Raw genomic sequence first — 20,791 nt, forward strand, 5'->3', positions numbered from 1 at the left:
AGGCTAGGCTCACGGCAATCCAAGCAGCATCGCGTGCTATCGTTGATTTCGGCATCCCTACTGTTCTTTGGCGTATTAACTTACAAAGCTGTGTGGCTGATCCGCAAAATACAGGAAGACCCCCCCAAACACAGAGAAGGGCCCTGGTAACGCAACACCGGCTAGTAAAGAACCTGAATCAGCGTCGCGGCAAGACCCGCAATGATCGTAGCCATGGCACATCTGCGAAGCAGTACCTGACGATAAAATCCATGAGAACTACGCATACTAAAGTGCCTCGCCGAGCATCAAGGTTTTCACAACGGCTAGTCGTGCCTTAACCGCCACAGCATTGGTAAAAGATCGGAACGCACTGATAAACACAGGCAGCCTCCGGGATGGTTGACTGCCTGAATACGCCAAGTGCGACGGGGAGGATTAACTATTACTGCCTGTTTTTTGAACAACATCCAGCGTTTTTAGCCAGCACCGTCGTCGCTATTCCTAGCGCCGACGCCGCGCAGGCCTCGAACGCTCACGGGATGCCCCCATGTTTCGCGCAGTATGCGCACGATCAAAGTCGTTTCGATTGAAACTGCTGCGGCTTGAGTCTCGCTGCTTCGATACATCGCGAGTCGACGAAGAAGGCAGATTACTTGTTCTCGTTCCAAGACTTTCAGCCTTGTTGCTTGCAGTACCTCGATCCCACTGCCCTTTATTGCGAGTCTCCCAGCCATCGTCGACGCGACGCGCGACGTTGCCTTCACGGTCAGCAAATACATTGTTGGCGCGCTGTGTCGAGGGTCGCGCTTGCTTCAACTGATCTCTCTGGCTCTTATCAGCCAAGCGTTCGCGATTCTCTGGCCGCTGGTATAGGTTCCTGTTGCCGTCTCGATCGCCAACAGACAGTTTGTTGTTACCGATACGATTACTGATGTCTGTGCGATTCCCAACATTGATGTTATTGCCAATATTGATATCGCCCGTGTTGATAACGGTCGGGCCGCGATAGCCCCCACCGTACCAACCACCGCAGCAACCCCCTCGCCCGTAACCACCGCCCCAGCTCATACCCATGGTCATAAAGCCGTTGCTCCAACTCATACCAAAGTTCCAGCCGGTCCAGGGGTTGTATCCCACATGCAGACCCCAGGTAGGAGGACGGGGATAGTAATAGCGGCCCCAGTAGGGTGGGTAATACCAGCCGGTACCGTAGACCGGCACGCCGTAATAAGGAAATGACCACATATAGCCCGGCGTGTACCCGACATACACCACCTCTGGCGTGGACTGATACACATGGACATGGGTGACGTTGTACACCGGTGAGCTGGGTGGAATCGTTGCTATCTCGTCCGCGGGCACTGAGTCGGCTACGGTCCAGGGGCCGGTTGGCGCAGCAGCGACAAACCAGACACCGTCGTCAACTGCATAGTAGCGGTCGTCAATGCGCAGTACCTGAGCAGCGGTGTTTATCGCGTAGGCCACCGATGTCCCATCAATTTTCTCGAACTTGGGGCTGCCGTCATAGTCCACGTTAAGCGTGGCGTCAGCACGGACGATCGCAGCGGTCTGGGGAATCGCCGCATCAAGCATAGCCTGCTCGGCTTCGTCAGTTCCCGCTACCGAGCTTCGCAGTCCGCCAATATCAGAGCCGGGCGGGATCTGTGCAAACGCCTCCGGTAATTCATCGGCTGGCACAAAGGTCCAGGGACCCGCGGCCGACTTGGAGCGATACCAACGCCCGGACAAGAGCAGATACATATTGCCTGTGGGAAGATCACGCAGCCACGGCGTTTCGGTGTTTTGTACATAGAGAATCTGTCCGCCAGTCAAAGACTGCCAATCAGGCTTTCCATCGGTGACAACCAGCTCCGTAGGCTCCGTGGCAGTGATGATCGCAGGGCTGCGATCCGAAGCTTCCACCCCGTCCATGCCGCCACTTTCGCGCACCGCTTTCGCCAAATCCGCCGGTGGATTGCTGGTTAAGGCCCAGGGGCCCATAGGATCATTAGACGCATACCAATGACTGCCGTCACTAAGATAAACCTTGCCTGACTTATCCTTGGCAACCAGAAAAGGCGTATTCAAGGCGCGTTCGTAAGGGGAGTCCTCAACGGGCTCAAATCGAGGCTTCCCGTCATACATCAGCAGTACCGCAAGCTCTTCAGAAAAAAGAACAATCGGCGGATCACTCTTGAGTGACTCCAGACTTTTGCGCTCGATATCGGCAGTTTCCAAAGAAGCCGACAATCGCTCATAAGACAAAGCGAATCCATACTCCGGAAACGCCTCCTCCACCGCTTGCATTAAACGCTGCTCGCCGGCATCTCGAGAATCAGGCCAGGCAGCTTTCGTGATTTTGATATCCAGAACACGAACAATACCGGCGTCCAAGTCAGTGGAGATCCGTGATTCAAACCACATGGCACCAAAAATCGTTTCATCGCTATCTTTGAGTTCGAGAGAGATCGCCGAACGCGCACTGAGCAAATCGCCATCCAGTGCCTCAGGCTGAGGTTGGTAAACCACCAAAGTGCCCTCAGAGCCCGTGATTTCCTGGGGCCAGGAAAGCTCTTGTGCAGACGTGAACGCCGCCCACAGCAAACAAAAAGACAGCGCTAACACTGCAAGAAGGAAGTTGTAGGACCGTTGCATTCTCACTGCCTCTTTAGGTCTAAGCATCTACTGCGATTTGGGTTGATAGAGCGATTCCATAATCTGGTCCACGGTAAAAGTACCGGGTCGCTGGCGCGGCGGGAAGGCCTGCAGAGACTGCACAAATTGACCGACCGCCATACGCGCCATCCCCGCTGCCGGCGCTACCTTGTGATCCCACCACACGTTATAGCTGTTGGAATCTGTATCGGCACGTTCAAAAGGATCGCGGCGCAAATGAAACACCTTAGGAATGCGTAGGGTCACAAAAGGGTCTCTCCAAACATCAAAACGATGTGCCCGCTGCTCGGCAAACACCGTCTTCCAGTCACCGATGCGGGCAGAGACCAACACGCCATCATCACTGAAATAGAAGAACTCCCGACGCGGCGCTGTAGGGGCCTCTCCGGTGAGATAGGGCAAGAAGTCGTAGCCATCCAGATGTACCTTAAATTCCTTACCGGCAGCGCGATGCCCTTCTTTGAGCTTAGCCGCGATGTCAGACTCGCCCGCGGCGGCCATGAGCGTCGGAACCCAGTCCAGATGCGACATCACTTCATTGCTGATCTTGCCCGGCGCGATCTTGCCCGGCCAGCGAACCATCGCGGGCACTCTGAAGCCTCCTTCCCAATTAGTGTTCTTCTCGCCCCTAAAGGGAGTGATGGCGGCATCAGGCCATTGATTGTAGTGCGGACCGTTATCCGTTGAATAAATAACAATCGTATTGTCCGTAAGACCCAGCTCATCAATCTTGGCCAGTAGCTGTCCTACGTGGCCGTCGTGCTCGACCATGGCATCGTTGTAGAAACCCTGTCCGCTGGCACCCAACTGCTCGTCTTTCACATGTGTGTAGTAGTGCATGCGCGTGGAGTTAAACCAGAGGAAGAAGGGTTTCTCTTCGTCATGCGCTGTATCGATAAACTTGAGCGCTTCACCCAGAAATTCTTCGTCCACCGTTTCCATACGCTTTTTGGTCAGGGGGCCCGAATCCTCAATGCGTCCATCTGCGGATGAGCGAATCACGCCGCGAGGGCTCAGCAAGCGATTAAACGTAGGATCTTTTGGCCAGTCAGGATCTTCCGGGTTTTCCTCGGCGTTCAGGTGATACAGATTGCCAAAGAACTCGTCAAAGCCGTGATTGGTAGGCAGAAACTCATCCTTGTCGCCCAAATGATTCTTACCGAACTGCCCCGTAGCGTAACCCAGAGGCTTCAGCAATTCTGCCAGCGTCGGGTCTTCGGGCTGAATCCCGATATCGGATCCCGGTATGCCTACCTTAGTGAGACCTGTGCGCACAGGATGCTGTCCCGTGATGAAGGCGGAACGCCCCGCCGTACAGCTTTGCTCCCCATAGTAGTCAGTAAAGATCATGCCCTCGTTGGCAATGCGATCAATATTCGGGGTCTGGTAACCCATCTGTCCCATGCTGTAACGGCTGATGTTCCAAATACCGATATCGTCACCCCAAATCACGAGAATATTGGGACGATCAGCGGCGCTGACTATACTTGTTAAGCACAGCAGTGCCGCCATGATGGTTAATCGAGATCCAGTAGCTTGCTGATAGCTACGCATGTCAGTTCCTCAAATCGTTATACTTTTGAGGGAACCTTATACCAACTTACGCTCAATAATCATCGTAAAACTGCTTTCTTGCGATTCCTTCCCCAAAGACCAAAGGCGGTCGCGGTCGCTGAGCGCGAGGTTTACGAACTTATCCAGCGTCCAGACAAACATAAGCAGGAAAATGCTCAAACGCAGGAGCAGCGGCACATCAGACACTGCCGACGTCTTAAGGGGGTTTTCCTGATTGATGATACGGCCTATGTTGGCTAGGTATTTTTCATCACCACAGTCCCGAACAGGAACCCTTATGACAATCCCTCTCACTTCGCGCCGTGTTTTGCTCTCAAACCTATTTTTGTTGGCTGTACTTGCGCTGCCGGCTGCGGCTGACAACACCCCACAAAGCGCTATTAATGTGCTCCTTGAGGATTTTCATCAGGCTGCAGCAAACACCGATCGTGAGCGCTACGTGGGCTACTTCGCCGCGGATGGCGTATTTAGGGGACGGACGATTGGGAACGCTGGACACTACCTACGTTCAGTGACGACGTCAGCGAACGCTTTGCCGGCGGCACCGGCTGGACGTACACCCCCGAAGAGCGCTTTATCACCATGGGCCCGAACGGTAAGAATGCAGGGTTTGACGAAATCGTCATGTCAAAGCGCTGGGAACGTTTTCGGGGCACGGGCGTGCTGTTAAGGGGCGGTGACGGCACCTGGAAGATTGCTCACTACTCGCTCACGGCGCTGGTGCCCAATGAGCGTTTCGCCGAGGTCGCCACAAAAGGCCTTGACGCCCGCGCTGCCAATAAAACCAACGAGGGCAACTAGAATGCCAGTAGAACAACAGGCAGACGGCCATACCGTCAGCTACTCGCAAACCACTCTCACGGAACTCATGATTCCCGCCTATGCTAATTTTGGCGGCAAGATTCATGGCGGTACCCTGCTTTCGCTGATGGACAAGGTTGCCTATGTTTGCGCCAGTAAACATGCCGGCAACTACTGCGTGACCGTCTCTGTGGACAACGTGCACTTTCTGGCGCCGGTAGAAGTGGGCGACCTGGTGTCATTGATGGCCTCGGTGAACTACGTGGGATCCAGTTCACTGGTCGTCGGCATCAAGGTCATCGCCGAAAACGTGCAAACAGCCACCGTCAAACACACCAACACCTCTTACTTCACCATGGTGGCAAAAAGCCAAGGCACCGCCAAGGCGATGGTGCCGCCCTTAATTTTGGAGAGTGTCGAGGATATCCGGCGTTTTGCGGGCGCCCTCAGACGTAGACGCCTGCGCCGCTACATGACCGAGCGCATGGATGAATACAGGGCAGGCTTTGTCGTGGATGAGGAAACACGTGCTTTTCTCGCCAACGAACGCTGCGAAATTCGCCTCGGGAGCTGAGGATTCATGGAACTGCAGGAATCACAGGTTTATTGCCCCTACTGCGGCGAGCCTCTTACCTTGCTGCTTGATACCGGGGACAGCGATATGGCCTATATCGAAGATTGTCAGGTCTGCTGCCAGCCCATGGTCGTAAACGTGCGCTCGGAAACGGATGGAGAACTCAGTGTTGATGTCCGGCGGGAAGACGAATGATGCGCCCAAGTGTAGTGATTGTTGGAGGCGGATTTGCCGGACTTGCCTGCGCCAACTCTCTGGAAGCCGAACATTTTGCAGTCACCCTTATTGATCGTAAGGCAAACTTCGAATTCCTACCCAACATTCATGAGCTTCTCTCGGGTGTTAAGAAACCCTCACAACTACGCCTCTCCTTAAAGACCGCCATGCGTGCAGCGGGCCACCGCTTTGTCCGGGGTGACGTCACGAGCATTGAGCCTGAAGAGCGGCGAGTGAAGGTCGGCTCCGAGCAACACTTTAAAGCTGACTATCTGGTCGTCGCTTTGGGCAGTGCCGATGCGGACTATGGGGTCATCGGCGTTGGCAAGCACAGCTATGGGTTCAAATCCGTCGCGCAATGTCAGGCAATACATCAGCGCTTGCAGAGCTTGAGTCGGGACGGCGGCAGGGTGGTGATTATTGGTGGGGGCCTTGAAGGCGTCGAAGCCCTCGGTGAAGTTCTCCGCCGCTATCGCCACAAACCCTTGCAGCTCACTGTGATAGAAGCTCGCAGCACGCTTTTACCGACAGCTCCGGCTGTCGTTGGAAAACACATTGCCGATCACTGTGAGAAATGGGAGGTCAACTGCGTCACTTGCGATCCTGTCGCCCGCATCACCGCTAAAACCGTGCAGTTAAGCAGCGGACGCCGGCTTCGCTCTGATCTGACTATCTGGACCGGTGGCCCGGCACCTCCTGCACTTTTAGCAGATTCTGGCTTAGCGGAAGCCCATCACTGGGCGCCGGTAGAGAACACGCTCGCCCACTCAAGTTATCCGGAGATTTTTATCGCCGGAGACGCTGCAGAGCTCGAAGCACCCATCAGTAAGCAGGCCTACCATGCTCTGGATATGGGTCGCTGCATCGCCGCTAATATCCAGCGCCTGGCAGGCGGCAAAGTTCCACGTCGCTTCAAGCCCTCAGGCAAGCCCACTCTTTTAGCCTTCGGAGATCTGGATAGCGTGCTCATCAGTGATCGCGTTTGTCTGGCAGGCGTGCCTCTGGCCGCAGCCAAAGAAGCGGTATTTGCCGCAGTCATGGCGCAGTTAGACTTGCGCGCATCCAAGGTAAAACTGAATGCCGTCCTGGGCCGCTCAAAGCAGGCGACTGAACAGTTACTATGGCCAGCTCTTAGCAACTGGCGAGAGCTCCGACAGCAGACGAAGGTGCGAAAACTCACATGAAACGCGTTATTTTTGACACCGATATCGGTATCGACGATGCCATGGCATTACTCTTTTTGCACTATGCGCCGGAGCTGCGGATTGAAGCAATAACCACGGTGTCGGGTAACGCGAGCATCGCGAATACAACGCGCAACGCCTGTTATGTCCGAGAGCGCTTTGGCATTGATGCCCGGGTCTTTCGTGGCGCTTCAGGCCCCTTAGGCCCTGCGCTCGGCCAGGGTCATCCAGACTTCGTGCACGGCAAAAATGGGCTGGGCGACATCAGTTTTCCGGATCCGCTGCAGGGCGCTGAGCTGCAGTCTGCACCCGAAGCCATTGTCGAGCTGGCAGAGGCCTATCCTGGCGAAGTAACCGTCGTAGCGGTGGGTCGCCTGAGCAATCTGGCCAAGGCTCTTGATCTGTGCCCGCGACTTCCCCAGCTACTCAAAGACGTGGTGGTCATGGGCGGCGTATTTATGCGTCGGGGTCATCAGGGCAATGTCTCTCCGGTTGCGGAGGCCAATATGGCCGGGGACCCCACGGCGGCCGATCGCGTATTTAACAGTGGGCTGGACGTTACCGTCGTAGGACTAGACGTGACCGAAGAGACCGTTATGGATGAGTCGTTCATCGACGCATTGCGTGAGCAAGCCGGTGACGCCGGTGCCTTTATCAATGACATCACCCGCTTCTACTTTGATTTCTACGAGAGCATCAATGGTGACCGAAGCTGTCCTATCCATGATTCCAGTGCGGTGGCCTATCTTTTGGCACCGCAACACTACCAAGTAGAAACCGGACCCACGCGGGTGGTCTGCGACGGCATCGCCATGGGGCAAACAATTCTAGGCCTGCACCCGGAACGCTATGCCAGTGACTCCTGGCTTGAACGCCCGAGCTGTCGGATATGCACCTCGGTGGATGCAGCAGCGGTCAAAGCACTGTATCTGGAGACGCTGTCCCTAGCGCGCCAATGAGTTCAAACGTTCGCGAAGGTAACTCCCGGCGGTGTGATGCCTGGATAACTGAACATCAAGATCCGGTGCCAGAAAGTAAGGCATCGAAATACGCGACAGATTACTGTCAGTATCGGATGGATTAATAACCCGGTGAGACGTCGACGGTAACTGTCGTGATGATGCCTCCTGCAACATATCGCCAGAGTTCACGATGACATCGCCGGGCCGCCCCGGAACATCTGTCCACTGTCCATCTCGACCCATAACCTGCAACCCTGGCTCCACTGAGACGGGCAACAAGGTGATCAGATTGATGTCCTCGTGAGCAGCGGCACGAACAGCGCCTGGAGGCTCATCACCGGTGAGCGGGGGATAATGCAGAATCCTAAGCAGACTATCTGACGGCGACAGACTCTCTGCCAACTGTCCACGTAAACCTGGCGGCAGCGCACTACCACAGTGGATATCCAGCCAGCCCAACAGCAATCTACCCAAGCTCAGCGCGTCACCCAGATGCGCTTCGGCATCGTCAGCTAAGCGGGCCGGAAGTACGGTCTCTGGCATGATGTGGAAAAACTCTTTTAGATCTTTGCGGTCATGACCTACAGCGGTCTCGGACACATCGGGCGGGATGAATCCACTGGTGTTTCCCGAGGGAGTTTCTTCCGCGATGTAATTCCACTTATCTTCACCGAGGAAAAAATCCCGCCAGTCATCCGCCATTCTCTGCAGACGCGCGGCGTCCATCGGGGGGTTACGCAGTACTGCAAAACCGGTACGCCTGAGAGTCTCCACAAAAGCCATCTCGGCTTCAGCGCTGAACATGTCTACTACTGCGACGGTCATGGCCTTAGGTCTCTCCCGTTATCTGGCCGCATCCGCGGCCCGTATCTACGCGGCTGTGCATTAGCCACCAAGCAACAAACACTAGAATACCCAAGGCAAGATAACAAAGAGAGCCAAACTGAAGAACAGCACGGGTATCCATCGTCCCCACAATAATACTAGTGACCTTAGGGCTGATCGCAGTCCCTGACGTGGCGCCAAACAGTAAGGCCGCTACGAGTCGCGGAGTGGGACTGGGAACCGCCAAAGTCGCAAAAGAAATGACAATCTTTAGCAGGCCCAAATTGGCGACACCCCAAACCAGTGACAGCCAGGGCAACCAAGTCAGTGATTCGCTGAGCCACAAGGGCAACGAGCCCAGAAAGGCCCCGCCTACGCTCAGCAGTACCAGACGGCGGGCGCCGATGCGCAAGACCCACCAGGCCACGAGTAACTGCGCGATAAGCATGCCAGTCCAGAATCTGGCCACCACCGCTCCGGCCGCGTCTCGGGGCGCGCCTAAAGACTCCTCGAGATAGGTGGGCAACCACCAGAGCAGGGAATATTGTCCAAGGGTATAGAGAAAAAGCGCAACGATGCAGAGCCAAACTGGCAGAGGCCAGGCTGGACTCGTTATGTGTACAGCATCGACGCTGTTCGTGCTTGGAAAACGCGCCGTGGCTACGAGAATCACCACCAGGGCCGCGACAACCGCTACGGCAAGATAAGAGGTGGACCAATGCAACCCCGCTGCCACTAGCGATACCGCCAGCGTCGATATAACGATCCCAGCAACACTAAAGGAGCCATCGGTAATCACCAGCATAGAAGCGCGATGATCCTCGGCGTACAGTTGCGTAATTGTGCTGGCCGAAGCCGCTAAACCTATCCCACAGCCTGTACCTACAACGCCCAAAGAGAGACGCAGGGCAAGCGCCGAATCAGACAAGCGCAGAGTCAGTAGCGCGGCTGCGATGGCCAGATACACCAGCAGAATCCACATCCGCACCGTCAACACATCAAACACCACTAACGCCAGCGCAGACCCCAGCAGAATCCCCAAGGTAAGCCAGCTAAATATAGGCGCCACATCTGCTACGGACTGACCCAGATGCTCCGCAAGAGGCGGGAGCACGATACCAATGGGTGCGAGCATCCCAGACATCACGAAATAGGCGAAGAAACAGGCTAGCGTCACGCGTGCGTTATTACTCAAGAAGCTTGACGCCTGTTCTGCAGTAAGAGGATGCTATGGAGCTTAGCAGTGCGCGGTCGCTATGGGCCAGTAAATCTGAGCCCCCAGAACTACGTAGACATCACATTTTAATAAAGGGTCACACAAACATGCGAACCGTTGTAATCACCGGGGTATCTACAGGCATTGGCCACGCGGCCGCAAAAGTTATGATCGGCCGGGGCTTTCGTGTATTTGGATCCGTGCGTAATTCTGCAGATGCCGAGCGCGTTCAAGCCGAGCTGGGCGAAAAATTTGCCCCTTTGATATTCGATGTCGTAGACACCCAGGCGATTGCCGAAGCGGCTAACTGTGTCCGGGAAGCGCTCGCGGGAGGCACTCTGGCGGGACTGGTGAACAACGCCGGTATCGCAGTTTCGGGGCCTTTGCTTGAGGTGCCCGAGAGTGACTACCGCAAGCAGCTGGAAGTAAACCTTATGGGCCCTTTTTTGGTCACCCAGGCATTTGCCCCGCTACTCGGTGCAGACCCGACGCTGCAGGGCCCCCCGGGAAGAATCGTGAATATCAGTTCTGTTTCAGGCATCCGGGCAATGCCGTTCCTGGGCCCCTACTCTGCCTCAAAGTTTGGTCTCGAAGGGTACTCTGACTCACTCCGCCGAGAGCTCATGCTCTTTGGTATCGACGTAATAGTGATTGGACCGGGGCCTGTGAAGACCGCCATTTGGGACAAAGCCGAAGAGGTGGACATGGAACAATACGTCGCCTCCCCTTACCGCCCAATGCTTGAGCGCTTTCAAAAGGTGTTTATCACTCAGGGCCGCGACGGCTACCCCGCAGATCGCCTCGGGGAATTGATTTACACAGCCCTCAGCACGGCAAAACCGAAAGCGCGCTACGCAGCAGTGAAGGGGCGCATGATGGAAAAGCTAATGATGAAGATCGCGTCTCCGAGAATGCTCGATAAAGCGATTGCTAAAATGCTTGGTTTGAACAAGAAAGCCTAAACCGGGGGAGCAAAGCTCCCCCAAAGAACGCCTACTCTTCCAGGGCCGCCTTGTATAGCGACGCCTTAGGTGCTGCGAACACGCGACGAACCATAGGTTCAAAGAACTCTATCGGGTAAGTTTCGGCGTCCGGGTCAAATGCCGGCGCATCGTACTTCTCGATAAACTCTTTGGTGTATGCATAGTGAGGGTGGGTTTCAAATTGCTTATGCTGATCGCGATCCAAGCCAATGTGATGGAAGAAGTAGTAGCCCTGGAAAATGGCATGGTGCTTTACCATCCAGTGATTTTGCTCACTCACAAAAGGCTCTAAGTACGTCGCCGCAATATCAGCATGGTTATACGGGCCCAAGGTGTCGCCAATGTCGTGCAGAAGCGCGCAAACAACGTACTCCTCGTCCTTCCCATCCTTGTGCGCCAGCGTAGCCGTCTGAAGACTATGCGTAAGACGATCCACGGGGAAACCGCCACAGTCGCCATCCAGCACACGCAAGTGCTTAAGCATGCGATCAGGCAGCTCATCTGCAGCCGTTTTGAACTCTTTCATGATGATTTGCCAGTCTTCGGCCGTGCCATCTTCCATATGGTGAAATTTTGCGCGCTCGGGCAATACTGTATTCATAGGATCTCCTTCTTAGATACCGCTTTATAGCTAAGCGGGGATAAAACAATACTCTGGGCTCGCGCGCAAGCAGCTAAGAATTGCCGCTACGGCTCTCCGTCCGACCCACAGTATAGTTGAAGCTCGATGGAAGGCCGACAAAGCGCGCTTGCGCTAGACTAGGTCCCCTGGCAAACGGAGGCCCTAAATGAACGATACAGGTAAGAAACCACCGGCGAGCAAATCCATTATCAGTATCGCTGTCGCGGTGTCGATTGCGGCTGCGATGGCGGCAGCCGGCAGTTATCGTGGACAGGAAATTGAGGGCATCCCCGTTTTCGCACTGATCGCCGCGCTAGCCTTTGTTATTCAATGGGTGATTTTTATTCCTGCCTATCTCAGCCAGTCTGAGCGCTACTACGATTTCACCGGCTCAGTCACTTACGTCTCCGTCATCGCCTGCGCACTGTGGATGAACAGCGACCCCCGGTCGCAATTGCTCGCGGCGCTCGTCGCGATTTGGGCACTGCGGCTAGGGAGTTTTTTATTCCTTCGAATTCGTGACGCGGGCTCCGATCGACGCTTTGATCGCATAAAGCCGTTCTTCTTCCGCTTCATGATGACCTGGACCCTCCAGGGCCTGTGGGTTGTCATGACGGCCGCTGCGGCACTCGCAGCCATGACCTCTACGCTCACGCCCGCCATTGGTGTGACAACAATGGTGGGGCTGATGTTTTGGGTCGCCGGCTTTGCCATAGAAGTAACGGCAGACAGACAGAAGCGTGAATTTCGACGTAATCCCGATAACAGCGACCGGTTTATCCAACACGGCCTCTGGGCCTGGTCACGACATCCCAACTACTTCGGTGAGATCCTCTTGTGGTGTGGCGTCGCCATCATCGCTGCGCCCGCTCTGCAGGGTTGGCAGTATGCAACCTTGGTATCGCCCGTATTTGTGTACCTATTGTTAACGAAGATCAGCGGCATACCGATGCTGGATGCGCACGCGCTCAAGCGCTGGGGCGACGAGGATGATTATCGCGCCTATCGCGATGCAACACCGGTGTTGTTTCCACGTCCTCCCAAGGGCCGCTGATAGCGGCTCATGAAGTTTCTTCTGGGATTACTGGCCGCACTTCCACTGCGCATCGGCTATGCGCTGGCTGGGGTGATGTTTTTATTGCTCTACTATCTGTTTCGTTATCGGCGAAACACTGTGCGTGACAACCTCCGCTGGGCTTTTCCAGAAAAAAGTGCAGCCGAACGAAAAGAGATAGAACGCGCGTCCTATCGCCATTTCTGTAATCTATTCTTCGAAATCCTCAGCTCTACGCGCATGCGCCAAGAGGACATAGCTAAACGCGTTACCTTTAAAAACATTGAGCTGTTGGCTACCGCAACAGAGAACTTTGAAAAGCAGGCTATCGTCCTGTTGATTCATCAGGGGAACTGGGAGTGGATGTTGCACGCAGCGATGCTGGAGATAGGCGTGCCTATTGACCCCGTTTATAAGACCCTGCACAGCACTGTCTGGAATCAGTTCATATTCGACGCGCGCTCGCGCTTCGGAGCTTCGCCCATGCCCATAGAGCGCGTTGGCCGAGAGGTTATTCGTGGGCGCAGGCGTAGGCGACTCATTGGAATGCTCGCCGATCAGACCGGCCCCAAGGCAGCCGGGTACTGGAGAAACTTCCTGAATCGGCCCGCGAGTTTTTACCGCGGCGCAGATAAACTAGCGCAAACACTGAACATCCCCGTTGTGTTTGCGAAGTGCCGTCGCGTGAAAACCGGTCACTATGAAGTGCTATTTGAGGAGATCAGCCTGCCGCCCCATGATGCGAATCCAGAGCTCATACTTGAGCGCTATGTGCTCGCTGCAGAGGCCGCTATCGCTGAGCAACCCGAAACGTACCTGTGGACGAATCGTCGCTGGAAAAAAACCCCACCCGATTCTTTCGCCATTCAGCAACAAGAACACATCGCTGCCGTCGAGGCAGATTCGTCTATTAGGGAACGCAATCCATGACTGCTCAACCACTACAACTCGGTGCTGTTCTCTACCCGGGTTTTGAAATGCTTGATTACTTCGGACCGCTGGAACTTTTCTCAGTGCTTGGCTCCTCCCTGATCAACATCAACACGGTTGCCGAACATGGCGGCCCCGTAGCGGCAGCGATTGGCTCAGAAGGCGCAGTGGGCCCGAAGGTGATTGCCGACTACAGTTTTGAGAGTGCCCCCGCGTTCGACATGCTCCTCGTACCGGGCGGCTCCGGCACGCTCACGGAACTGGAGAATGGAGCGATGCTCGACTTTCTGCGAACACAATCAGAAACCGCACAGTGGATGGCCTCAGTGTGTACCGGCTCGGCTCTCCTGGCGAAGGCGGGTTTACTGGATGGGCATAGAGCGACGTCTAACAAACAGCTGTTTGCCATCGCAAGCATGCAGTCGGACAAGGTGGAGTGGGTAGAAGCCGCCCGCTGGGTCGAAGATGGCAAGTTCTTCACGTCCTCCGGCGTGTCTGCAGGCATGGACATGAGCCTTGCGATTATCCAAAAGCTCTGGGGAGATGAAGCCGCGGAGATGGCTGCCAGCTACACAGAGTACACCTGGCATCGGGATGCGGATAACGATCCCTTTGCAGCGGAGCTGAATGTGCTCGCAAAACAGTTGGGGATGGTTTGAGCACGACTTTTGCGTTGCGCTAAGTCAGACTTCAGTTATGCGCCTCGCAAACCCGTACGCATCCTTAGCCTGAAAGCCAGCATAGAATCCTTACCGCTCACTTTGATGCGCGGCAACTCCATCGCCTGACTAACCACATCCGAGGGAACCCCCTCATCGGTCGTTACCGCGGTGGTGAACCCAGCTGCCCGGGCCGCAGCCACATCGTTGGGCCCATAGATTCCAAACGGGTAGGCAAAACTATCTACTGTTGTACCAAATCGTGCGGCAAGTGATTTTCGAGCGTCCGAAATTTCTATGTCACGTTCGGCCGCACTCAGATTGGCCAGATTGGCATGGGTGCGCGTATGCCCACCCAACTCCCAGCGGCCGCTGGCAAGCATCTGCTCAAGCTGCGCGTCGGACAATTTAGGCTCGCGCATGAGCTCACCGCTGTTGTGGTGTGCCTTCTTGCTGGTGGACCAGTCACGATCAAAACGATCTTCTACCACGTAGAGTGTAGCCCTCGCGTCGTAGCGCTCCAGCACAGGGTCAGCGTTCAACAAATTGTCTTCGTAGCCATCATCAAAAGTGAGAACCACGGTTTTCTTGGGAAGGTTCCGTGCACCGCCAAGATCTGACATAGAAGCAAAGTGCCAACCCTGGTCTTTGAGCCAGCGAAGTTGCTGCTCAAAGTTTGCCGGGGGCACGCGTAGCTTGTTGAATTTTGCACCTGGCTGGGGATCACAAACCATGTGATACATGAGAATTCGAGGGCGACGGTAATCCACAGACGCACGCCACCATGCATAGCGGCGACTCAGCATGACTGCGATCAGAGCCGCAATGATCAAAAAAGCAATCACAGCCATCCCCGCTCAAGAATACGCTGAGCACACCGGTCCGCCTCAGCAAAAGCGGCGGCGGGCACAGTCGGCTCGCAACCCGTCGCAAACGCATCAAATGGCGTGACGAGTTGCCGCGCACACAAACCTTCTATGGCACTGGCCACTCGGCTCCCCGCCTGCGCCGGCAAATCAAACACACCCACCGCGCAGCCTGCGGTCAGTGCTTCGTAGACCATAGAGGCACTATCTGGACTGATCCAGCACTCTGCGGATTTGGGTAGCTCACAAGCAAGCCAGCCTGTTGGCAGCGCATCAGCGTCGTGGACTGTAAGACCTGGAATTTCCAGTGTCGACAGTGCTTCTAGAAATTCCGGTGGAGTTCGCCGGGACCCGCTCAGCTGCCACTGACGCTGTCCGTTGCACAAACGTTGAATCTGCACCCTCAGCGCAGCACCATCCCAGACAAAGTGCGGCGATGGTCCACCGATCAGGATGAGGCCGTCATTAGAGCGCGCCGCTGAAGGCTGCATCCGGTTCAGAGGCCCCTCACTGATCCAGCAGCGCTCATTCTCCGCCCCACCATCGTGACGCGGCTCAATACGTAGATCAAAAAATGCCCCGGGAAGACTCGGTCGCATCAACACAATTGTAGGGCAGCCATAGGCGCGACGCAGGGCGAGAAGACTCAAATGTGTAGCATGTCCTGCGCCGATGAGGAGCCGCATGTCTTGTTTGGGATTCCCGGGCCACAGAAGCTCCCCCATGGCCTGCCGCCAAGGCATCGCCGGAATCTCCTGAACATCAAGCTCAGGTCGCAGGCGCAGCAAAGCATCTGCGAGGCCAAGACTCTGGTTCAGATGCCCGGGCTTCCCGTCGCTCAGGATGCCGATACATCCATGCATTAGTTCCTGTGTCGCCTCTTGCACCTATTGATCACTTCACCCTTGGGGATCTGAGAGTATAGTAATGCGGTGCAAAGCCAAGGTGTATCCGCAATGGCAGATACTCATCACGATCGCCACGCCAGTCTAGATTGCGATCAGCAAATAGTACCGGTACTTGCAGGAGGCGGCGCTCGCCTGCCTGCTTACATTGGAATCCTCGCCGCACTAGAAGAACTAAAGATCGGCTTCACGCAAATTGTCGGCGTCTCCGGGGGCAGTATTGTCGCTGCGTTGCTGGGCGGCGGTTACACGCTCTCGCAGATTCGAGAAATCGCCGACGAGACAGATTTCTCGCAGTTTCTGGGACAGAATTTGATCTCACTGCTGAGAACCGGTGGCCTTTCTAACGGTGATCGCTTTGAGCGCTGGATGGATGAAAAAATGCAGGGTCGACGCTTTCGCGACCTGGACATGGATTTACATGTTGTCGCTACTGATGTGCGTTCGGGGAAACCGGTTATCTTTAACGCCGCAACAAAGCCTCAGATGCCGGTGTCTGAGGCTATTCGCTATTCCATGTCAGTTCCACTGCTGTTTAGCTTCAAAAGCCTCGGCGATCAGGTTATGACTGACGGCAGCATTCTCTCGGAGGAAGCCTTACGACGCGACTGGTCTGGCACCGGCACACCTGTTGTCGTGTTCAAACTACGAGGTACCGGGGCACTTAAAATCAAGCACCGTAAATCTCTAATCCCCTTACGGAACTATCTTGCGATGCTCATTCACACTTTTATGACCACGCTCTCCCACGAGTACATCAACGAAGCTTTTTGGCTGTCCACCATTGTGGTGGACACCGGCGACGTGTCGCCGGTAGCGTTTTCTCTGGGAGCCAAGGTCAAGGCTGACCTCTACCAAGCAGGGTATCGCAGTACTTTGGACTTTTTACCCGTCAAGCTGGCACAAAGCGGTAAAAAGACTTTGGGAGCCGCTACCAAACGCTAGGTCTCAGCCAAACAAGGACTTCGCCGCACCCAGCAACCCACCGGCACCGCCAGCCATCTCTAGCAAGCTTCCGCCGCTGCTGGACTTGTCCATCATCTGGGGCAATATGTCCGCAAGGCCACTGCTGGCTGTGCCCGCATCGGTACCGAGTTTACCGGCAAATTCCGCGACCTTGTCACTGCCAAAAATCGAAGAAATACTCTCTGCCGAAATCGCCTGATTCGCGCCATCGCCCAACCAAGACCCTACAATCGCACCGAGGTCGCCACTGCTCGCCATTTTGCTGGCGATTCCTGCAAAGTCGATTTCCCCGCTTGAGTTAGACAATAATCCGCCTAGAGCAGACGCTACCACGTTAGGGTCGAGGTCCACGCCCAGCTTCTGAGAAAGCAGCGACGCTCCCATTTCCATGATACCCATATGCTATCTCCAACTGTTATTGTTGCGTGTGTAATGAACTAGAAAGTGTAGCTTGCGATTCTAACTGATGCGCAATATGGATTGCCCGCCAGATTGGTCGCACTGATAAAAGCTAGCGGCATAATTCTAATAAGGCGTACAGACGCCAGGTGCAAGGAACTCAATCTCATGAACTCGCGACTCCTGAAATCAGCTAGCCTGCTTGGACTCACTGCTCTCCTCATTGCCTGCTCCAGCGATGAGTCGATCGTGGATCGTGCCGCGTCGGTAAGCGAGGGAGAGAATCCCTACAAGGTCCCCTTTTCTTCGCCGGAATATCTTCGGGAACACGCCCGGTACCTCGAAGAAGAATTGTTTCAGATCGGCGACACGCCAGTGTGGGACTACAACACACCCAATCGAGGCTTTGGAAACGTCATCATGATTGAGGGCGACGATGGCTTAATCATTATTGATACGACCACCGCCAATGAACACGCAGCGGTCGCGGAGAGCGCCTTCCGGGAGATTTCTGACAAGCCCGTAAAGGCGGTGATTTACACGCATCATCACGCGGATCATATCAACGGTGCCGGCGCGTTCATCGACCGGGCGGATGCCGAGTCAGGGCAGGTAAAAGTCATCGCCGCCCAGAACTTTCTGCGAGAACTTGAAGACGAGAATCAGGTGACGGCGCCCATCATGGGGATTCGTGCCCTGTACATGTACGGACAGCTTTTAGATCCAGTGACCGACGGGCGGGACTATCACGTCTCCTGCTGTGGCTATAGCTTAGGCAGCAATCTGGGAACTTACATACCCCCCAACCACTTTGTGGATGAGCGCGAAGACTTAACGATCGCTGGCATTCGTATGGAGCTGTTTCAGACCGGCGGCGAGTCAGCCAGTCATCTGGCGATCTGGTTACCCGACTACCAGGTAATGCTCGCGGGAGATGAGGTCCAGGGCCCGAACTACCCCAACCTGCACTCCCTGCGCGGCACCAAACCTCGGGATGCCGTCAAGTGGGTCACGGCCATTGACCGTATGCGCGCCTACGATGCTCAACACCTGGTGCCCAGTCATGGCCAACCGCTAGCCGGGCGAGAGGAGATTCAGGACATGCTCACGGTGTACCGCGACGCCATACAGTACACCCACGACCAGTCTCTGCGTCTCATTAACAAAGGCTATACGCCAGACGATCTTGCGAATGCCATCAGCTTGCCCGACTTCATGGATCGCGACCCCTGGACCCGGGAAATGTACGGAACGGTTAAACACAATGTTCGTGAGTTCTATGTCTCCTACATTAGTTGGTGGAATGGCGACCCGGCGGAACTCGACCCTCTGCCGCGGCTGGAAAAGGCTCAGCGTCTTGTGGAACTCATGGGGGGCCGCGATCGCGTTTTTGCCGAGGCCGAAAAAGCCTTTATGGCCGAGGATGACCAGTGGGCTGCTGAACTTACTGCGTACTTGGTCCGCATTGACCGCGAAGACATGTCTGCCCGTTATCTAAAAGCAGCCGCCCTGCGTCGCATCGGCTATGCGACAGCCAATACCAACTGGCGTGGATTTTATCTAACCTCCGCTCGAGAGTTAGAAGGCTCAGTAGTTCCTCGCGATATTCTCATCGCAATGCAAAAGCAGCGTTTTGATCCCTCGCAGCTAGCGACAAGCCAGCTATTAAGCCTCCTACGGGTTCGTGTTGACCCCGATGCCGCAGGCGACAAGGCGATCAATGTTGCCTACGAGCTGACGGACACCGGCGAGGCTTACACCGTGCAACTACGCAATAGCATTTTGGACATTCAGCCTACGCTGGAATCCGATGTGGATGCGGACGTGACACTAAGGCTTAACCGAGCACTCCTTGATCAATTGTTTCTTGGCGATATTAGCTATGCGGATGCCATCGACCAAGAGCTGCTGAAGGTAAACGGATCCAAACTCAAGCTGCGCAGCTTTGGGCAGGCCTTTGATAGCGATCCCGGCCACCCTTATTTGAGTCTGCGCTAACGTCCAATTTCTCGCGAGTGCGTATAACTCGCATGGAAAAGCCAAATAAACAGGCCAGTGTCGCAAGCCAGATTCCCTCTCTATCCGTATTGCTGGCTTATGGATCTCTGGCCTTCCCCCTTGCCGGGGCGTTCATTGCGCTGCAGGTCATTGTTCCTACCTACTATGCGCAGTCTCTGGGACTGAGTCTTTCGGCCATTGGCGGCATTCTCTTGGCCGCACGACTTTGGGATCTGTTTACCGACCCCGTCGTCGGTTATCTCTCGGACAGAACCCCCGCTCACTGGGGCCGCCGTAAAGCCTGGGTCGTGGGTAGCGCGCCCCTCATCGCGGCGTCCGTGTGGTTGCTGTTCAACCCGCCCTTAAGTGCAGGCAACAGCTTTCTCTTGCTGAGCACCCTCGCTATCTATGTTGCCGGGACTATGAGTATCGTTCCCATGAATGCCTGGGGTGCCGAGCTCAGCGAGTCCTACCACCAACGTAGTCGAATCTCAGGAGTGCGGGTGATTTTTGGTCTTGCAGGGACCCTGGCCGCACTGCTGCTACTAGACAACAGCGATAACGAGTCTCTGGCAAGCTCACTCTTCGCGATTACGATTCTCACCGTCGTGGGGCTGGCGGTAAGCGTACCGCTCGCCGCGGCCGTCGTCCCCGACCAGTCTAAGGTCGATAACCAGGGTAACTCTCTGCGCGAAGCGCTAAGCCTTTTGAGTCGTCCCTCGCCTTTTCGACGTCTGTTATTGGCGTTTCTACTCAATGGTCTTGGTAACGCCATTCCCGCGACCCTGTTTCTTCTTTACGTGACCCACGTACTTGAAGAACCGGCTGTGGCCGGACTCATGCTCTTTGGGTATTTCGTCTGTAGCGCACTATCGGTGCCCATATGGTTGGCTATTTCCAAGCGTTGGGGCAAACATCGCAGCTGGTGTATCGCGGTCATTGGCTCCTGTCTGTTCTTTTGCATAGCGCCATTTCTCGGCAGCGGTGACGTCTTACTCTACGGCGTCGTTGTGATAGGCACGGGTTTAATGATTGGCGCTGATCTCGCACTGCCTTCGGCAATCAATGGCGACCTTATCGAGTGGGATGCGCTGGAGAACAATCGCCGTCGACCTGGATTGTTTTTCGCACTTTGGGGAACCGCATCCAAGCTGGCCTACGCTTTAGCGGTAGGGCTGATGTTTCCGGCCCTGGAGTTTGCAGGCTTCGATGCAACCATCAGCAACACAGCGGACGACGTTCGATTACTCGCCGTGTTGTATGCGGCGCCAAGTCTCATCTTTAAGATTGCCGCCATTGCGATGATGTGGCGATTCCCCATCGATGAAACAGAGCACAAACGCATTCGTGCCGCACTGGACGCACGCGGCATCTAAGGGCAGGCTTGGTGTCTTCTGG

General features: G+C 55.3%; 20 protein-coding genes and 1 pseudogene. 12 read left to right on the plus strand and 9 right to left on the minus strand.

What is annotated here, in order from left to right:
• Positions 1 to 483: 483 nt before the first annotated feature.
• The 3 genes from ACI9KD_RS06030 to ACI9KD_RS06040 are packed head-to-tail and all read right to left on the minus strand — an operon-like array spanning position 484 to position 4,419.
• Positions 484 to 2,637 carry a carbohydrate-binding family V/XII gene (locus tag ACI9KD_RS06030; protein ID WP_414980258.1) on the minus strand — a complete coding sequence of 718 codons (2,154 nt, stop codon included), beginning with the start codon at positions 2,635 to 2,637 and terminating at the stop codon, positions 484 to 486.
• Between the two features lie 27 nt (positions 2,638 to 2,664).
• Positions 2,665 to 4,212: an arylsulfatase gene (locus ACI9KD_RS06035; RefSeq protein WP_414980259.1), complete on the minus strand. Its 1,548-nt coding sequence runs from the start codon at positions 4,210 to 4,212 to the stop codon at positions 2,665 to 2,667.
• 36 nt (positions 4,213 to 4,248) lie between these two features.
• The gene (locus ACI9KD_RS06040; protein ID WP_414980260.1) at positions 4,249 to 4,419 is read right to left on the minus strand and encodes a hypothetical protein; all 171 of its coding nucleotides are present in this window, start codon (positions 4,417 to 4,419) and stop codon (positions 4,249 to 4,251) included.
• A 348-nt stretch (positions 4,420 to 4,767) separates the two neighbouring features.
• Here ACI9KD_RS06040 and ACI9KD_RS06045 point away from each other — a divergent pair.
• The 5 genes and pseudogenes from ACI9KD_RS06045 to ACI9KD_RS06065 all read left to right on the plus strand — a co-directional run.
• Positions 4,768 to 5,034, plus strand: a pseudogene (locus ACI9KD_RS06045) (hypothetical protein); the annotation flags it as partial.
• Position 5,035: 1 nt separating this feature from the next.
• Positions 5,036 to 5,608, plus strand: a complete 573-nt coding sequence (locus ACI9KD_RS06050) for an acyl-CoA thioesterase (protein ID WP_414980261.1) — start codon at positions 5,036 to 5,038, stop codon at positions 5,606 to 5,608.
• A gap of 6 nt (positions 5,609 to 5,614) precedes the next feature.
• The gene (locus tag ACI9KD_RS06055) at positions 5,615 to 5,803 is read left to right on the plus strand and encodes a CPXCG motif-containing cysteine-rich protein (protein ID WP_414980262.1); all 189 of its coding nucleotides are present in this window, start codon (positions 5,615 to 5,617) and stop codon (positions 5,801 to 5,803) included.
• Positions 5,800 to 7,008 (plus strand): NAD(P)/FAD-dependent oxidoreductase, encoded by a 1,209-nt coding sequence (locus ACI9KD_RS06060; RefSeq protein ID WP_414980263.1) that lies wholly within the window; start codon positions 5,800 to 5,802, stop codon positions 7,006 to 7,008. Before ACI9KD_RS06055 ends, ACI9KD_RS06060 begins: the two co-directional genes overlap by 4 nt.
• Positions 7,005 to 7,967 (plus strand): nucleoside hydrolase, encoded by a 963-nt coding sequence (locus ACI9KD_RS06065; protein WP_414980264.1) that lies wholly within the window; start codon positions 7,005 to 7,007, stop codon positions 7,965 to 7,967. Before ACI9KD_RS06060 ends, ACI9KD_RS06065 begins: the two co-directional genes overlap by 4 nt.
• Here ACI9KD_RS06065 and ACI9KD_RS06070 read toward each other — a convergent pair.
• Together ACI9KD_RS06070 and tsgA are read right to left on the minus strand one after the other, a co-directional pair.
• Positions 7,953 to 8,795, minus strand: coding sequence for a 2OG-Fe(II) oxygenase family protein (locus ACI9KD_RS06070; RefSeq protein WP_414980265.1), 843 nt, complete (start codon positions 8,793 to 8,795; stop codon positions 7,953 to 7,955). The genes ACI9KD_RS06065 and ACI9KD_RS06070 overlap by 15 nt on opposite strands.
• 4 nt (positions 8,796 to 8,799) lie before the next feature.
• On the minus strand, positions 8,800 to 9,990 hold the full coding sequence (gene tsgA / locus ACI9KD_RS06075; RefSeq protein ID WP_414980266.1) for an MFS transporter TsgA: 1,191 nt from the start codon (positions 9,988 to 9,990) through the stop codon (positions 8,800 to 8,802).
• 128 nt (positions 9,991 to 10,118) lie between these two features.
• Between tsgA and ACI9KD_RS06080 the strand changes: the two genes are divergently transcribed.
• Positions 10,119 to 10,973 carry an SDR family oxidoreductase gene (locus ACI9KD_RS06080; protein ID WP_414980267.1) on the plus strand — a complete coding sequence of 285 codons (855 nt, stop codon included), beginning with the start codon at positions 10,119 to 10,121 and terminating at the stop codon, positions 10,971 to 10,973.
• A gap of 31 nt (positions 10,974 to 11,004) precedes the next feature.
• Here ACI9KD_RS06080 and ACI9KD_RS06085 read toward each other — a convergent pair whose 3' ends face one another.
• Complete coding sequence (locus ACI9KD_RS06085; protein WP_414980268.1) at positions 11,005 to 11,595, minus strand: HD domain-containing protein; 591 nt, start codon at positions 11,593 to 11,595, stop codon at positions 11,005 to 11,007.
• A gap of 187 nt (positions 11,596 to 11,782) precedes the next feature.
• On the opposite strand from ACI9KD_RS06085, the gene ACI9KD_RS06090 reads away from it, so the two are divergent.
• Genes ACI9KD_RS06090 through ACI9KD_RS06100 form a run of 3 tightly spaced genes read left to right on the plus strand, consistent with a single transcriptional unit; the run spans position 11,783 to position 14,259 of the window.
• Positions 11,783 to 12,670 carry a DUF1295 domain-containing protein gene (locus tag ACI9KD_RS06090; RefSeq protein WP_414980269.1) on the plus strand — a complete coding sequence of 296 codons (888 nt, stop codon included), beginning with the start codon at positions 11,783 to 11,785 and terminating at the stop codon, positions 12,668 to 12,670.
• A 9-nt stretch (positions 12,671 to 12,679) separates the two neighbouring features.
• Positions 12,680 to 13,600 (plus strand): lysophospholipid acyltransferase family protein, encoded by a 921-nt coding sequence (locus ACI9KD_RS06095; RefSeq protein ID WP_414980270.1) that lies wholly within the window; start codon positions 12,680 to 12,682, stop codon positions 13,598 to 13,600.
• Positions 13,597 to 14,259, plus strand: a complete 663-nt coding sequence (locus ACI9KD_RS06100; RefSeq protein WP_414980271.1) for a DJ-1/PfpI family protein — start codon at positions 13,597 to 13,599, stop codon at positions 14,257 to 14,259. The genes ACI9KD_RS06095 and ACI9KD_RS06100 overlap by 4 nt, the downstream gene beginning before the upstream one ends.
• Positions 14,260 to 14,294: 35 nt before the next feature.
• On the opposite strand, the gene ACI9KD_RS06105 is transcribed toward ACI9KD_RS06100, so the two are convergent.
• Together ACI9KD_RS06105 and ACI9KD_RS06110 are read right to left on the minus strand one after the other, a co-directional pair.
• On the minus strand, positions 14,295 to 15,110 hold the full coding sequence (locus ACI9KD_RS06105) for a polysaccharide deacetylase family protein (RefSeq protein WP_414980272.1): 816 nt from the start codon (positions 15,108 to 15,110) through the stop codon (positions 14,295 to 14,297).
• Positions 15,101 to 16,012 carry a mitochondrial fission ELM1 family protein gene (locus ACI9KD_RS06110; RefSeq protein ID WP_414980273.1) on the minus strand — a complete coding sequence of 304 codons (912 nt, stop codon included), beginning with the start codon at positions 16,010 to 16,012 and terminating at the stop codon, positions 15,101 to 15,103. The genes ACI9KD_RS06105 and ACI9KD_RS06110 overlap by 10 nt, the downstream gene beginning before the upstream one ends.
• Before the next feature lie 69 nt (positions 16,013 to 16,081).
• Between ACI9KD_RS06110 and ACI9KD_RS06115 the strand changes: the two genes are divergently transcribed.
• Positions 16,082 to 16,975 (plus strand): patatin-like phospholipase family protein, encoded by an 894-nt coding sequence (locus ACI9KD_RS06115; protein WP_414980274.1) that lies wholly within the window; start codon positions 16,082 to 16,084, stop codon positions 16,973 to 16,975.
• A gap of 3 nt (positions 16,976 to 16,978) precedes the next feature.
• On the opposite strand, the gene ACI9KD_RS06120 is transcribed toward ACI9KD_RS06115, so the two are convergent.
• A complete protein-coding gene (locus tag ACI9KD_RS06120) occupies positions 16,979 to 17,395 on the minus strand; it encodes a YidB family protein (protein ID WP_414980275.1) in 417 nt (138 codons plus the stop codon).
• A 168-nt stretch (positions 17,396 to 17,563) separates the two neighbouring features.
• Here ACI9KD_RS06120 and ACI9KD_RS06125 point away from each other — a divergent pair, with 168 nt between their 5' ends.
• Together ACI9KD_RS06125 and ACI9KD_RS06130 are read left to right on the plus strand one after the other, a co-directional pair.
• Entirely contained in the window at positions 17,564 to 19,393 is a 1,830-nt protein-coding gene (locus ACI9KD_RS06125; protein WP_414980276.1) for an alkyl sulfatase dimerization domain-containing protein, read from the plus strand.
• Positions 19,394 to 19,425: 32 nt separating this feature from the next.
• Positions 19,426 to 20,769: an MFS transporter gene (locus ACI9KD_RS06130; protein ID WP_414980277.1), complete on the plus strand. Its 1,344-nt coding sequence runs from the start codon at positions 19,426 to 19,428 to the stop codon at positions 20,767 to 20,769.
• Positions 20,770 to 20,791: the final 22 nt, after the last annotated feature.

It is taken from the genome of Congregibacter sp., from assembly GCF_047617445.1.
GTDB lineage: Bacteria > Pseudomonadota > Gammaproteobacteria > Pseudomonadales > Halieaceae > Congregibacter.